This window comes from Coleofasciculus sp. H7-2 (assembly GCF_042747725.1).
Taxonomy (GTDB): domain Bacteria; phylum Cyanobacteriota; class Cyanobacteriia; order Cyanobacteriales; family FACHB-T130; genus FACHB-T130.
The window spans coordinates 315,018-329,368 of sequence record NZ_JBHZGO010000101.1 but is presented as its reverse complement, the minus strand read 5'-3'; the positions used below and the strand labels follow the sequence as shown (position 1 = coordinate 329,368).

At 47.0% G+C, this 14,351-nt stretch carries 11 protein-coding genes and 3 pseudogenes; 8 read left to right on the top strand and 6 right to left on the bottom strand.

The window, feature by feature from the left end:
* The 4 genes and pseudogenes from ACFW2W_RS21595 to ACFW2W_RS21580 all read left to right on the top strand — a co-directional run.
* Positions 1-357: pseudogene (locus tag ACFW2W_RS21595) on the top strand (IS701 family transposase); the annotation flags it as partial.
* A gap of 17 nt (positions 358-374) precedes the next feature.
* Positions 375-641: pseudogene (locus ACFW2W_RS21590) on the top strand (phosphate ABC transporter, permease protein PstA); the annotation flags it as partial.
* A 134-nt stretch (positions 642-775) separates the two neighbouring features.
* Positions 776-1,585 (top strand): phosphate ABC transporter ATP-binding protein PstB, encoded by an 810-nt coding sequence (gene pstB / locus ACFW2W_RS21585; RefSeq protein WP_378183013.1) that lies wholly within the window; start codon positions 776-778, stop codon positions 1,583-1,585.
* A 52-nt stretch (positions 1,586-1,637) separates the two neighbouring features.
* Positions 1,638-2,800 (top strand): annotated as a pseudogene (locus tag ACFW2W_RS21580) (sulfate ABC transporter substrate-binding protein).
* A 270-nt stretch (positions 2,801-3,070) separates the two neighbouring features.
* On the opposite strand, the gene ACFW2W_RS21575 reads toward ACFW2W_RS21580, so the two are convergent.
* Both ACFW2W_RS21575 and ACFW2W_RS21570 read right to left on the bottom strand, forming a co-directional pair.
* Entirely contained in the window at positions 3,071-4,264 is a 1,194-nt protein-coding gene (locus ACFW2W_RS21575; protein ID WP_378183010.1) for an RNA-guided endonuclease InsQ/TnpB family protein, read from the bottom strand.
* A complete protein-coding gene (locus ACFW2W_RS21570) occupies positions 4,152-4,751 on the bottom strand; it encodes an IS607 family transposase (protein ID WP_378183065.1) in 600 nt (199 codons plus the stop codon). The genes ACFW2W_RS21575 and ACFW2W_RS21570 overlap by 113 nt, the downstream gene beginning before the upstream one ends.
* Positions 4,752-5,268: 517 nt before the next feature.
* Between ACFW2W_RS21570 and ACFW2W_RS21565 the strand changes: the two genes are divergently transcribed.
* Entirely contained in the window at positions 5,269-6,285 is a 1,017-nt protein-coding gene (locus ACFW2W_RS21565) for a sulfate/molybdate ABC transporter ATP-binding protein (RefSeq protein WP_378183007.1), read from the top strand.
* A 226-nt stretch (positions 6,286-6,511) separates the two neighbouring features.
* On the opposite strand, the gene ACFW2W_RS21560 is transcribed toward ACFW2W_RS21565, so the two are convergent.
* Entirely contained in the window at positions 6,512-7,102 is a 591-nt protein-coding gene (locus ACFW2W_RS21560; protein ID WP_378183004.1) for a Crp/Fnr family transcriptional regulator, read from the bottom strand.
* Here ACFW2W_RS21560 and ACFW2W_RS21555 point away from each other — a divergent pair.
* The 3 genes from ACFW2W_RS21555 (at position 7,101) to ACFW2W_RS21545 (ending at position 7,997) form a co-directional block, all read left to right on the top strand.
* The gene (locus ACFW2W_RS21555; protein ID WP_378183001.1) at positions 7,101-7,223 is read left to right on the top strand and encodes a hypothetical protein; all 123 of its coding nucleotides are present in this window, start codon (positions 7,101-7,103) and stop codon (positions 7,221-7,223) included. The genes ACFW2W_RS21560 and ACFW2W_RS21555 overlap by 2 nt on opposite strands.
* Before the next feature lie 80 nt (positions 7,224-7,303).
* Positions 7,304-7,633 (top strand): hypothetical protein, encoded by a 330-nt coding sequence (locus ACFW2W_RS21550; protein WP_378183068.1) that lies wholly within the window; start codon positions 7,304-7,306, stop codon positions 7,631-7,633.
* Positions 7,530-7,997 (top strand): isochorismatase family protein, encoded by a 468-nt coding sequence (locus tag ACFW2W_RS21545; protein WP_378183062.1) that lies wholly within the window; start codon positions 7,530-7,532, stop codon positions 7,995-7,997. The genes ACFW2W_RS21550 and ACFW2W_RS21545 overlap by 104 nt, the downstream gene beginning before the upstream one ends.
* A gap of 109 nt (positions 7,998-8,106) precedes the next feature.
* On the opposite strand, the gene ACFW2W_RS21540 is transcribed toward ACFW2W_RS21545, so the two are convergent.
* The 3 genes from ACFW2W_RS21540 to ACFW2W_RS21530 form a co-directional block, all read right to left on the bottom strand.
* Positions 8,107-9,183 carry a hypothetical protein gene (locus tag ACFW2W_RS21540; RefSeq protein ID WP_378182998.1) on the bottom strand — a complete coding sequence of 359 codons (1,077 nt, stop codon included), beginning with the start codon at positions 9,181-9,183 and terminating at the stop codon, positions 8,107-8,109.
* Between the two features lie 59 nt (positions 9,184-9,242).
* Positions 9,243-10,250: a hypothetical protein gene (locus tag ACFW2W_RS21535; RefSeq protein WP_378182995.1), complete on the bottom strand. Its 1,008-nt coding sequence runs from the start codon at positions 10,248-10,250 to the stop codon at positions 9,243-9,245.
* 372 nt (positions 10,251-10,622) lie between these two features.
* On the bottom strand, positions 10,623-14,027 hold the full coding sequence (locus tag ACFW2W_RS21530; RefSeq protein ID WP_378182992.1) for an ATP-binding protein: 3,405 nt from the start codon (positions 14,025-14,027) through the stop codon (positions 10,623-10,625).
* Positions 14,028-14,351: the final 324 nt, after the last annotated feature.

Genomic DNA, 14,351 nt, shown 5'->3' with positions numbered 1-14,351 from the left:
TTGCTCATGAAAAGGCAACGTGTGAATGGATAGTTAAAACTTACTCCCAAAGAAATTGGGTGGAAGTATTCTACCGTGAAGCTCTCATGATGGTTAGGACTAAGAGAATATCAGACACGAAGTATCAGAAGCCTTCATCGACATTTGATATTAGTCTTCTGTGCCTATAGTTTTATCCTTTGGCAACAATTAACCGGAGGATTAAGACGATGTTGGGCTAATAAACCGTTGAATACATTTCCTGAAGCTTTGTCAGCTTTTAGAACAGCTATATCCTATCGGTTTGTCCGTTGGCTTCAGGAGAATACTGACGTATTTGCCTTACACCTAGCCCATTTAGGGCTTGTTTGGGCTTGAACAAAGTTCAAGTCCCGTTAACAGGGGTGATTATTTCCGTTTCCCGTGCCATTGGCGATGCGGCTTCTTTAATTGTTGTCGGAGCTGTGAGTTTTCTCACATTTAATCCTGGTTTGTTTCAGCGCTTTATGGCTCTGCCCATTCAAATTTATACCTATATCACTCGCCCTGAGCCTGGTTTTGCTAATGCAGCAGCAGCGTCAATCATTGTTTTACTGTTATTGATTTTGGTCTTAAATGGTACAGCAATATACCTCCGGCAACGCTTTTCTGCATTTAAATAAAGTCCTAAGTAAAGTTAGGATTTTTTAGAGTTAATTTAAAAAGATTGCTCAAATGCCTCGTAATTCCTTCGTGGCATAAACTCAAAACTCAACGTTAAAAGCTTTAATGTAATAAATACTGGAAAGTACACGATATGCGCTCCCCAAAAAAAGCTCAAAGCACGCAAACTAACCCGGTTCTTAACGCCCAAGGTGTTAAGGTTTACTACGGTGATTTTCTGGCGCTTCAGGAAGTCGATATGGAAATTCCTGAAAGAAAAATCATCGCTTTTATTGGCCCTTCAGGATGCGGCAAAAGTACCTTCTTGCGATGCTTCAACCGGATGAACGATTTAATACCTGGAGCCAGGGTAGAAGGCCAGATTAATTACCAGGGGAAAAACATTTATGATGGCAAGATTAATCCGGTTAAAATCCGGCGTCAAGTTGGGATGGTATTCCAGAGACCAAACCCTTTTCCAAAGTCAATTTACGAAAATATAGCCTTTGGCCCGCGTGCGAATGGTTATAAGGGAAATATGGCTGAACTGGTAGAGCAATCGCTGCGGCGAGCTGCGCTTTGGGATGAGGTGAAAGACAAGTTAAAAGAGAAGGGGACAGCTTTATCTGGAGGACAGCAGCAGCGGCTTTGCATTGCACGAGCGATCGCTATGAAGCCCGATGTTCTATTAATGGATGAACCCTGTTCGGCTCTCGACCCAATTTCAACTCAGCAGGTTGAAGAACTTTGTCGCGAGCTTAAAGAACAATACACCATGATTATGGTGACTCATAATATGCAGCAAGCTTCGCGAATATCAGATTTAACTGGCTTTTTCAATACAGAAACAGATGCAAGCGGCAAGCGCAGAGGAAAATTAGTCAAGTTCAGTCCTACCGAAGAAATTTTCAATCCTCCTCGTACTCAAGAAGCTAAGGCTTACATCAGCGGTAAGTTTGGTTGAGTTAGAACAGTAAAATTGCCCGTTATTGCAGCAAGTCTTAGTGAGGATCTTGATGAGCAAATGGCAACATTTTCCCAAGCAAGGGAGGCAGGCGATCGCGAACGTTCAGCATTATTTTGTTAATGCTTGGCAAGCTCTTGGACAGTGGTGCAAACGACCGATAAAAAGTTGGTCAAACGGTCATTCCATCAGGAATTTTTTGTCTCTATTTTTAATAGGAGCGAGCTTGAGCATGGCGATCGCTGCCTGTGGTAGCAACGCTAACTCAGCTTCTAAAGGTGGTGACGTAAAGCTATCCCTCGTCTCCTATTCGGTTACTCAAGCAGCTTACGAGAAGATCGTACCGAAATTTGTAGAAAATTGGCAAAAAGAACATAACCAAAACGTCACTATCGAGCAGAGTTATGGCGGATCTAGCTCCCAAGCTCGTGCTGTCATTGATGGCTCGCAAGAAGCAGATATCGTCCATCTCTCACTTGCCCTTGACACCCATAAAATTGAGGAAGCAGGTTTAATTCAACCAGGTTGGGAAAAAAAATCTCCCAGAGGTGGCATTGTTACCCGTTCCGTCGTCGCTATTGTTACCCGCCCTGGCAATCCGAAAGGCATCAACACTTGGGAAGACTTGACAAAAGATGGCCTGAGTATCATTACAGCTAACCCCAAACATCTGGTATTGCTATTTGGAATTTCCTGGCTTTGTGGGGTTCTGTGACGCAAAAAGGGGGTGATGAAGCTCAAGCGCAGGAGTTTGCAACCAAAGTCTATAAAAACGTCCCCGTGCTAACCAACAATGCGCGTCAGGCTAGCGATATATTTTTTAAGCAAGGTAAGGGAGATGTCTTACTCAACTACGAAGACGAGGTAATTTTGGCTCAGCAGAATGGTGAGAAACTACCTTCTGTGGTACCCGACGTTAACATTTCGATCGACAACCCTGTCGCTCTTGTAGACAAAAACGTTGATAAACACGGCACCAGACAAATTGCACAAGCATTTGTCGATTTTATTTACACGAAGGAAGCCCAACAAGAATTTGCGAAGTTAGGATATCGCCCCGTTAATCCTAGCGTGGTAGCAGAAGTAGCTCAGAATTATCCCCAACTCCAAACTCTCTTCACAATTCAAGATTTGGGGAGTTGGGATGATGTCCAGAAGAAATTCTTTGCTGAGGGGGCAATTTTTGACCAAATTCAGGTTGCTGGCAAGATATGAGCCTGCTGATTACAGAAGGGCGAGTCCAGCGGGTGCATCCCACTTTTCTAAAACGCCTGACGAGTAAACTCTAGGCTATACAGACTAAGGCTGCCTAGGCAGCCTCTTACTATTGCACATTAGCGTGGTTGGGCGCTCCTACAGATGATAAATTTTCAAAAATGGGATGCACTCGCTGGTGAGACTGATGGGACACTTCTCAAAAAGGCAGTACAGCCAAAAGCTGGTGAGGGATTCTTGGGGTCTGGACTTTTTGATTCCCTGATACATTTACGCGACACAATACGGAAAATTTCCGGACAATGCAGCGATAGCAACACCATCATCACTAACGGTGAAGGCGGTATCCCGCAAAGCTCTGAGCATAACGCCCAAAGCACCATTCATATCTCGTGGTAACGTATGACCGCAGGATGGGCATTTAAACACCTTAGAGCCACCTAGGGATTGATGAATATGACCACACTTGGTACAGGTCTTGGAGGTATAAGCCTCTGAACCTGTAATGACAATTGTGTTAGTCATTTCTGCTTTTTGAGCTAAAAACAGTTCAAAGCGGTAATGCGCCCAAGCCAGCATTGACCTAACCGTTTTTGACCGAATCTTTCTTCGAGCCTTGGCAACCATTTGGGAAGTCTCGAAGGTCGGAAGAAATATAACCCGATAATTGTCAGTTAGATAGCAAACAATCTGTTTGTGGGCTTCATCAATGAGGTGGCGAATTTTAATCCTCATCCGGTGAGCTGCTTGCCGCATTCTTCGTCGTTGTTTTCGACAAACCTTACTCATTCGACTGATTAAGTCGTCAAGATATTGGCACAATCGGGTAATTCTGCCGATATCCCCATAACCAAACTCAACAAAGCGATGACCATCAAATCCAGTCAAAAACGTTCTGACTCCCGGCTCTAGGGCAATAATGCCATCTTTCTCTTTCCTCTCCACTACCATTTCTTCTGGAACGATAGCGAACCATCTACATGAGGAGAATGTAAGCTGCGTAGCGGCTGAGCAGTTTTCTGGTAATGTCTCAGATGCAGTAAAACTAAGCCCTTTAGTTAACTTGGGATACCAGCAACCAGAACTAAAATTGCTATTATTGAACTTAATTGTTTGCTGAAGATTTCGGCAACTCCTGAACCTAGCATCAACACTGGCGCTGTATGCCCGATGAGCATCAAAGATGGCATTTTGTTTAATGTGACAAGGCGTTTCTTTTACCCACTCAGGTAAGTCAGACCGCATAATAATATTTCTTAACTTTAGCAAGCTTGTTCGCTTATTTGGCCGCTGATAAGCAATAGCTTGATTGAAACAGTATCTGCAAGCTGCTAACCATTTACGCCAAATTTTACCGAGTTCGACGCTTGGGTAAATCCGGATCTTCTTGCATCTGAGTCTTGTATTTGCGGAGTCCGTAAAGCCTTGAGCTGAAGCAATGAAGGATGGCGAGTATATCCTCAACCATTTCCTCGTGAGGAGAGAGACTTGATTCATTGAAAACCACGAGTTCACACCTGTTTTGTTCGCAGATCCATCGAAACAAGTCAAATCCGAATCGTGCCAGTCGGTCTTTGTGTGCGACCACAAGGCGCTTGATATCTCCTGACATGATTCGTCCCAGTACGGTAAGCATTTTCTTGCGCTTGAAGTTAAGACCTCCTCCAATCTCTGAGACGACTTCTCCACCTGGATATTTGTCGCGTAGGTATTCAACTTGTCGGTCGAGGTCTGGTTTTTGAGCGTGAGAACTGACTCTGGCGTAGAGAATGTCAATCCGGGTATCCACTCCAGATTTAGCTCTAGCTGTATAGCTTTCGACGTTGTATCGTCGTTGTTTTCCTTCCGTCCAGATGGCTTCGATTTTTCCCTCTTCGTGCCAACGTCGGAGCGTCCGTTCGTGAACCCCAAGAGTCTGGGTAGCTTCCCTTGGGGTGACGTATTTGACAATAGCGGTATCCTCAACTCTGGCATCATTATACCACTACGCCCGGATATGTCCGGTTAACCAAAGATTAAATTGCTACTCTCTCTACGGGAAGTCAGGGCGCGATCGCTACTTTTTTCCCTCGTCATCCCATTTAGCTGAGTTTGTTTACCCAGCCTGGAAAAGATTAATCAGAAATTCTGACCACAAATTATTTAATCTTGATCGGTAAACTGTAGATTAATTGCCTAAATTTTACAGCCTTTGGGAATTGGAAAAGAGCGCCTGTACATGGCAATCTTTCCTCTGCTCCTCAGTGCCTTGTAATCAATGCGTAGCTAGGCTCTCGTGAGTTATCTTCCGAGCGGAGTTCCCCATCGAACCAGCCAGCCTCGTACCTCGGATAGAAGTGTTGTTAGTTTTATGGTATTAAATGTACAGTAACTTGAGCGATGAACCGTAGATTAAAGGCATTCATTTAACCTAACTCGGTTGTTTATCAAGGGAACCCGCACTTTAGGAAAATTGGGAAACAGTCGCTATGAGTATTTTGATTCAAGACGTATCCAAACGATTTGGCTCCTTTCAAGCGGTTTCAGAGGTAAATTTAGATATTAAAAGTGGCTCTTTAGTAGCACTCTTGGGACCTTCTGGATCGGGGAAATCCACTTTATTGCGGCTGATTGCAGGCTTAGAGGCTCCAGACAGTGGCAGAATCAAAATCGCCGATCGGGATGTGACCCTGCAAAGTGTGCGATCGCGCGGCATCGGCTTTGTGTTTCAGCACTATGCGCTGTTTAAGCACATGACCGTTCGCCAAAATATTGCCTTTAGTCTAGAGTTACGCAAAGCGCCCAAAGTCAGGATTCGACACCGGGTAGAGGAACTTTTAGACTTGGTGCAGCTCAATGGCTTTGGCGATCGCTACCCATCTCAGCTTTCTGGCGGACAGCGGCAACGGGTGGCTTTGGCGAGAACCTTGGCTGTCGATCCCGAAGTCTTGCTGTTGGATGAGCCGTTTGGAGCTTTGGATGCCAAAGTGCGTAAAGAACTGCGAGCTTCCTTGCGACACTTACACGAACGGGTGAATGTCACCACCGTGTTTGTCACCCACGACCAAGAAGAAGCAATGGAACTTGCGGATCAAATTGTGGTGTTTAACAAAGGTCGGGTGGAACAGGTAGGGACTGCCGCAGAGATTTATGATCAACCAGCAACCCCGTTTGTGATGAGTTTCGTTGGTCCGGTGAATGTTCTACCGAGTACTGCTGGCATTTTTCGCTTATCAAATTTGGAGTCGCCAACTTCTGATGTATTTTTGCGTCCCCACGATGTCGCAATCCAGACTATGCCTGAAGAAAATGCTGCCCCAGCCAAGGTCAACCGCATTGTGCATCTAGGTTGGGAAGTTCAAGTTGAGTTGCGTTTTAAGGATGGTCAGGAAGTGATAGCCTATATTACGCGCGATCGCCTGAACCAGTTGCAGCTGAAACCACAGCAGCAAGTTTATGTAAAACCCCAACACGCCAAGACCTTCCCCGCATACTCATTAACTTGAGAAATTAGGTAGCAACAACGTTACTGCTGGGTGGAAAGAAGTTGCGAAGGCGGACGATGACGACGCCAACCATCAGAGCGATCGCGCACCCGCATCCACGCCAGATAGGTGCGCTCGTTTGCAAAGCGTGCGATCGCGCACCCGCGACAAATTCTGCCGCCCTTTACTCTCTGTATCGCTCACCACTCAGCCTCTGTACAACTGAAAGTGATGTAGTTTAATCGGATTAAATTTCGTAGTGCCAGAACGGCTGTTGCTCTTGCAGAACAATGAAGCGGTGAGGCAGGCGCTGAATAATTCCCCGCTTCTCAAATTCATTGAGCAGTCGCGTCACCGTGACTCTGGTGGCACCGATGAGTTCGGCAATTTCCTGATGCGTCAAGCGCAAATCGATCTGTTTTCCTTGCTCAATTTCACGACCAAACTTTTTCGCCAGCCAAGTCAACAGTCGCAGCAGTGAAGCATCCACCGATTTGCAATGCAGAATTTCGATTAATTCTTGAAATTGCTGAATATGCAGAATCATCGACTCGGTGGCTTCTTGACACTTGCTAACAGGGAGAATTTTTACCTCTACCAGGGTTAGGCATTCAATTTGATAAGGGTCAGCCTTGGATAGCACTCTGCCAACAATATCTCCTGGCCCCCATAAACCGAGCGTGATGGGTGTGCCGTCTTCGAGCCAGGTCAAGGTGCGAACTACCCCAGTCTCGATTTGCCAGAGAAAATTCTGCTCTAAGGGCAGTAGAGAGCGGCGAGAAAATGTACGTCGCTTCAGGTGAGCAGCGCTAGGTAATAAAAACGGGGAAGCAGTCATGGATAGTCATCCAATTTTAAAACAGCTACGAAAATTCAGAGCGATCGCAATTCTGCTTGCCGAACGCTGGTTGCGGGGATGCATTGAAGGGATTTCATCCAAATATACTATATTCCGCTAGGAGAACTGTAGATTGAGAAACTAAAATCGCCGCCTTCCCGAAATTGTGCGGCAATTGATAGCACTGTATGAGAACAAGAATTGCGTGACTCGCCGGAATTGCCCTATCGTCTGCGTGCAATTGACCTGGTGCAGCCAGAAGATGAAGACGCGATCGCGTCTTCTGTACGATGCGGCTGTAGGGGCAGGTTACGAGATAATCAGCTCATAGTAGAAAGCAAGGCTGCCGAAGGAAAGCGTTTAGATGTCCGAGCCATTACTCATCGTCGATGTGCAATCTGGTTTTATCAACGACTTCACGCATCATATTCCGGAGCGTGTTGTCCGCTTGCTCCAGCGCCACGAGTACGCGCCAATTCTGTTTACGCGCTTTATCAATGTGTCCGACGGGCCGTACTGTCGCTTTCTTAACTGGCACGGCTGCGACAGCGACGCAGAAACAAACCTTGTCTCGGAACTCGAACCCTTTGCCAAGCCAGAACTTGTGTTCTCAAAGTCGGGACTGTGCGGAATGCCAGACAAACTGGCGAACTACCTGCGCGAAAATTCGATTCAGCGGATCTCTGTCGTCGGTATCGATACCGATATGTGCGTGTTGAAGATGGCGATGGATCTGTTCGATATCGGCATTGAACCACTTGTACTGACTGACTGCTGCGCCAGCACAGCAGGTTTGCAAGCGCATTTGGCGGGACTGGCGGTACTCAGCCGCAATATTGGTGCCCAGCGGTTGCACGATGCGGGTCTTGGAGGAGGGATGCTAGCTGCGCCGTAGAAGCAGCAGATGATAAACGGTTCGGTTAGTAAAAAGATGCCAGAATTTTCCCTTCTGTAGAGACGCGAAATTTCGCGTCTCTACAATCTATGCAATTCAACGAATCATCTTATTTGTTTTTCTGGAGGGTTTTCGCTTGCTCCAGCGTGATTTCTTTGAGCGACTGATAGGAACTAGCATTTGAAGCACCTTCAATCGCTTTAACCGCCAGATCCTGAACCTGCTTGAGCGCAGAATCGAGTTGTTTCGAGAGGCTGAGAAGCCGCGCGTCCTGATTGCGAATTGTCTCCTCTAAAGACTGAATTCTCTGTTCGTGAAAACGCTTTTGCATTTCCACATCTTTAGCATACAAATCAGACTTAATTTTGGTTTGGTGATGGGCAATGCCTTTGCCTTCTTCCTTGGCTTTTTTGATAGCCGCTTCCAGTTCTTTGGGAAATACTTCTACCTTAGCTTTCGCCTCGTCATATTGTTTTTCTCGTTCAGCGATCGCTTTCTCCCGCTCATCCCACTGTTTCTCTTCTTCTTGCTGGAATTCTTCCAGTTGCTTATACAAACCTTTCTTGGTTTGATCGGACTCGTCTTGGTTGATTTTGCGTTGGAGTTCTAGATCGTACTTATACTCTTTAACATCCCGTTGTCGCGTTTTAGCTTGCGTTTCATTGCGCTCCTTAATGGAGCGTTTACGTTCTTCTTGCTCTTTGAACCAAGCGCTTTTTTGCTCTAGAGTTTCTTGTTCTAAATTTTCACGTCTTTGGCTAAGTTCCTCTTCAAAAGTTTTGGAACTTTCCTCATACTGTTGGATGAGCGTATCCAACATTCCTTCAGCGATTTCTAAATTATGCAGATATTCTAATTCTTTAACCTCTGTGGCGACAGAACCCCTGAGTTCTTGTAGCTTAGAAGCTTCTAATGTCAGTTTCTCTGACAACTCGCTGACAGCACCCCCAAATCCTAATTGCAGTTTCGCCAGACTTTCAATTACCCGATCCATTTTTTGTTGATCCGCAGTAGCCTGATTCATTGTTATCCTCGATTCCAATGGCTGTTTGTCTTTAATCGCCGGTGGGTTACTTTGATTCAGTTGTTTCACTTGCGAGTCTAGCGCTGCTTTCTCCTTACTTAATTCCTCATACGCCGCTAAGATTTCAGCCTTGGTGTTTTTGTCGTTGGGTTTTCTTGCCATTGATAATCTCCTATTTTTGAGAAACGCTATTTACTCTGGAGCCAGCTAGAAGCAAATTTCTAATTTCTCTTTTCGGTGCTTGTCAATTTAGCGGAGGAGTTTTCAAAGGCTCTCATGGCAATATCTTGTGCTTGCTTCAAAGCGGCTTGAAGTTGGGCAGTAATTTCTGCTATTTGTTCAGATTGTCTTTGAATTGTTTGCTCTAGGGATTGAATTTTAAATTCATTTGCCTGTTTAGTCGCTTCCCACTCTTTTTCATACAAATCAGATTGCACTTTAGCATCTTGGTGAACGTCTTTGATTGCCTCTTCTCTGGCTTTTTTAACGGCGTCCTCCAATTCTTTAGGAAATCCTGCGATTTTCTGTTGATGATCTGCAAATTCTGCTTGACGCTTTGTCAGACTGTTTTCTCGATCTGACCACTGTTTTTCTTTCTCTTTCTCAGATTCTTGCAATTCCCGTTCCAGGTTTCGCTTAATTTCTTCGTACTCATCTGTCTCCATTTTCCGAGTCCGTTCTAAATCGTATTGATACTCTTCAACTTCCCGCTGGCGTTCGGCAGTTAATAGAGCATTTTGTTCTTGGAGTGTTATTTCAAATTCTTCCTGCTCTTTTTGCCAAGATTTGCGGATGGTAGACTGTTGTTTTTCCAGTGCTTCCCGTTCGCTGGCTGTTTTTTGTTCAAGCCATTTTAGGTTTTCTTGGTGTTCTTGCGTCAAGATGTGCAACGCATCTGCTACTACTCTGATTTGCTGAAGTTCTTGCAAATGCTGCGTTTCAATGTCTAGCGCCCGTTTTAGTTCGTCTAACTTTGAAGTTTCACCAGTTAATTTTGCGGACACTCCAGAGACAATACCGCCAAACTCTAATTGCAGATCGGCTAGACCTTTGACAATACTATCAATGGTATAGGTGGAAGCAGCTTGAAGAATTTCTTTGTTTTTTTCTTTTTCTGCTTCTTGTTCCTTGGTCGCTATTTTTGAATCAATTTTTTTCTGGTCTGCAATCAGTTGTTTGAAGGCTTCCAGAATCTGTTCTTTGCTGTCTTTGGATGCCAATTTATTCATGCTTTTTCTCCATAACAAAGTTACTCCGTTGCAGGTAAATTTTCTACAGCCGAGTGTTGCCATCTGACCGGGAACGCCGTCCTCAAGTAGAACATTTGTTCTAGTGCAATATACTCAAGCGAATTAGGCAATGTCAAGGGAAAATAACGTAGAACTGGTGTATAAAAAGTTACTGCTTATAGATAAACCCATCCCAATACTTTTCGGATAAGACAAACCTAACCCCCTAATACCGAAACCACCTCTCCGACACCCAGAGGGGCTTTGAATATGGCTCCCCTTCCCACCGCTCCCTTGGAAGCAAGCTACATAGGGAAGGGGCGGGGGGTTAGGTCTGGGAGCAGGGAACGAGAAGCTGAAGCGAGGATGAGGCTAGTAACTAGCTTGGGTAAGGGTTTGGTGAATCTGGTCTAACACTTCTGCCATCGATAGGGCGGGTACGCGCAGAATTTTGGTAGCGATCGCGCTGAGGATTGCCTGCAACTCTGAGGTAGGTTCATCGACCCCATCCCATTGATGCTCCAGCACCAAAATCGGCGGTAGAAACGGCATCTGTCCCAAGGAAGCCAGCGCCTCCATCAAGGCTGGATTTAGCTCCATATCTGCCAGATCGATCAGCAACAAATCAACGTTTTGGTGTTGAAGTTGCCGCAACACTTCAGTCCAAGAGCGCGAAAGTATACTTCTAAACCCGGCTGTTTGCAGGTAGTGAACCAGAGGGGATGCCGTAGAGCCGCCCAACTGGGGTTTAGCGAACAATCGGGGGTCGAAGGCTTCGCTTGTCGGGTAGCGATCGCAATTTTCGGACAAATCCGTTAGCGATCGCGCATCTACAACTAAAATGCTGGGCTTACAACTCATCCCGACGGCAATCTGAATCACCTGCAATAAAGCTGCGGTACGATCGTTCCCATCCGCTGCCAAACAGGGAAAGACACAAAGACTGCTCACTTGATTTGCCGCCTCAGCGGTCGGGCGATCTAGGGTTACTAATGGTAGAGAAGCAAGGGTCGTTTGTGAGGCGAGCTGTTTGAGATAGGCAAGCGGATCTTCTAGATCCCCACCATCAAGGATGACGACATCCGGCTGCCAAACGCGAGCCAAAAGTTCTGCCTGTTCTAGATCGTCGGCTTCTAGAACCCGGTGATTTGGCGAGAGTCCCAAGGCGGTGGGCGAGAATTCCGCTTCGGCTTGCTCAACAGAAGTGATATGTAAAATCGTCAGGCTAACGTTGGTGCATTGCTTTGGCTTGGTTAAACAAGTCAGGCTGTGGCGTAAAGTTTCCGCCTGGACTGGCAGAGTTAAAAAGCCATCGGCTCGGTTGGAGGCGGCTTGCTCTTTTTCGGCGTTAGTGGCTGTCACGATAACTGGAATGTGGCAGGTTTGGTCGTCTGATTTGAGCAGAGTCAGAACGTCCCAGCCGGAAAGCAGGGGCAAGCACGGGTTGAGCAGTACGGCTTGTGGCTGGAATCGCCGTGCCTTTTCGAGGGCTTCTGTCCCGGAACGAGCGATCGCGGCTCGATAGCCTAAACTGGTGAGTTGCTGGGTTAAATGGTCGATGTACTGGGGTGCGGCTTCGACAATCAAAATCAACCGATTGCGGTTCAAAGATGAACGATGCGGAATGAAGGATGCATCCCGATTTTTTTGAGCCTTCATCCTGCCTCCTTCCTCCTGGCGAGGGGGGGGAATGGGAGGAAGTAGCAGGGTAAACTGGCTTCCCTGACCGGCTTTGGAGATAAAGGAAACATCCCCACCGTGCAGGCGAGCCAAACCTTGGGTTAAAACCAGTCCCAGTCCTGTGCCATCAAAGCGGCGGGTCATGGGATCTTCTAGTTGTTGGAATTTCTGAAAGATTAAATGTTGTTTGCTGTCTGGGATACCAATGCCAGTGTCCCAGACAATAAAGGCAATCCAGCCTTCCCACCGACTCACTTTCAGCCCAATTTCGCCGCCAGCTTCGGTAAATTTGAGGGCGTTGGAAAGCAGGTGCGCGAGCATCTGGCGCAGACGCAAATCGTCCGCCACGATAGTTTCTAATCCAGGTTCGATACTGAGCGTAAAGCGCAGTTCTTCTTTGGCGTTGCTGGCTGGTTCTTGCCCCGTCGCCGGTTCGTCTTTCAAGGTCTGGAGTTGTCTGGCTTGGGATAAGGCGCGATCGCACACTGTCAGAATATTCACGGGTTCTATCGTCAGTTCCATCTGCCCCGTCTCCATGCGGGTCAAATCTAAAATATCGTTGACCACCGTCATTAACTGACGCCCACTCTGATGAATCAGCTTTGCATAGCGTGCCTGACGCTCGTTCAGCTCTCCCAGTAACCGATCCTTTAGCAAGCTGGATAAACCCAGCACGGAAGTTAGGGGAGTCTTGAGTTCGTGGCTGATACAGGCTAAAAACTCATCCTTCATCCGGTTGAGTTGTACTAAATCCGCATTTTTAGCCGTCAGTTCCTTGGCAACCTGCTGCTGTTCGGTGACATCAGTCGCCATCACCAGCCATAAGTCAGTGCTGAGTGCTGAAGATTGCTTGTCAGGACTGAGTGAAGAGGAAGAAGAGGGAATATCAGAATTTCCTCGTAACTCCTGTACTGGCTCGCCAAACGCTCCTAGGAGTCCTAACTCAGTCCCGTTCTGCCGCAGGGGAATTTTGACGAACTGCCAAATGCGCTCGTTGCTCTTTTTCCAGGTTCTAGAGGGCTGGGTTGCTGACGAATTGCCCAGAGGGTTGTTTTGAGTAATGGCGGCTTCTGTCGCTGACATCACGCTGGCAGAATCGCCGCCAACAGAGGCTTCAGCTGCACCCGAATCGGGTCGGTTGTTTGGCTTTGAAGGCTCCCATCGCCGATGAGACTGAATTTCTTGGGCGCTAGAACTTCCGACGAATCTCTCGCTCCACGCAGCGGGCAAGGAATCTAATCTGGCAGGTGCCGCTTGCTGTACCAGGGTAGGGTCAAAATCCCCAATCTGCTGACGCCAAGTCAGGTTCTGGGCGATCGCTTGTCCAGAACTTGTTTGCAATCTTAAAGGCAATGGCAGTTGTTCCAGCAGTTGCACCAAGGGCATGACGGCTGCCCAAGAGGCTGTTGTTTGGTGTCCGCCGTACCGCCCCTCTTTTGCCCCCGTCGGCTTCCCCGAAGCGGGGAGTTGAGCCGTGTTTGTTGCTACTGACCACGGGAAGGGCGGTTTGCGTAGATGCCCGGATGCCCGGAGGGCGGCTTCTCGGAGCGAAGTTGCTTCCTGCAAGCCTACTGCCTCTTCTTTGAGTTCTTCACGGGCATACGCCTGGGAAGCCCTCTTCTGACTACTGCCCATGCCCCATTCCTCGCTGCCTTCGGCGGTTGCCATGAATTTCAAGATGCGATCGCTATCCAACAAACCCAAGAATTGATGAGTTGGATCGACCACCGCCCACTGTTGCCGTATTTGGGAATTGCAACGCAAATACAGCCGAAATTCATTCACAGAAAGCTCGCTTGGCAACGTTGCCAAGCTTTCAATGAGAGGGAAATCTAGGTGACACAGTGGTTGCTGTAAATCCAGCGTCAAAGGAGCAACCAAATAATTTTCTTGGCTGAACGAGTTTGTTACTAGAAGATGAGGCATGATTGCCCGCAGATTGATGACTCCCAGTGGATGTTGTTGTTCGCTGACCACCACCAGGCGATCGTAACTGCCAGAGCTAAAAATCTCCAGCACCCTCACCAATGCCGCTGTTTGTTCGCAAACGGGAACTGGCTCGATAAATTCCTTTAAACTGGGAGTGGATATGGACATGACCAACCTGGCTAGGGGAAAGTGCAACAAGAACGCACGCGCAGTACGTCGCCGCTCAAATTCATCGCTGAGGCTCAGTAGGTGCGGGTATCGCTTGGGGTTTTCCCTGCCTACAGCCTATATGTATTTAAAAAGGAGTTAACAAAATTGGAGAGCCTACAGCTAGTTTCAAAAAAGCAAAAACAAGCTACTGCTTAATTATGCATCGGTCGAGGGGGCTTATGGGAGCCTACTAATTACAATTAATAACAATTCGATTAATGCTTAAATTAATATTAAGTAGTTGATGAAGTCCGGTGAGAGATCCTCCTTCTGAGCGATGTC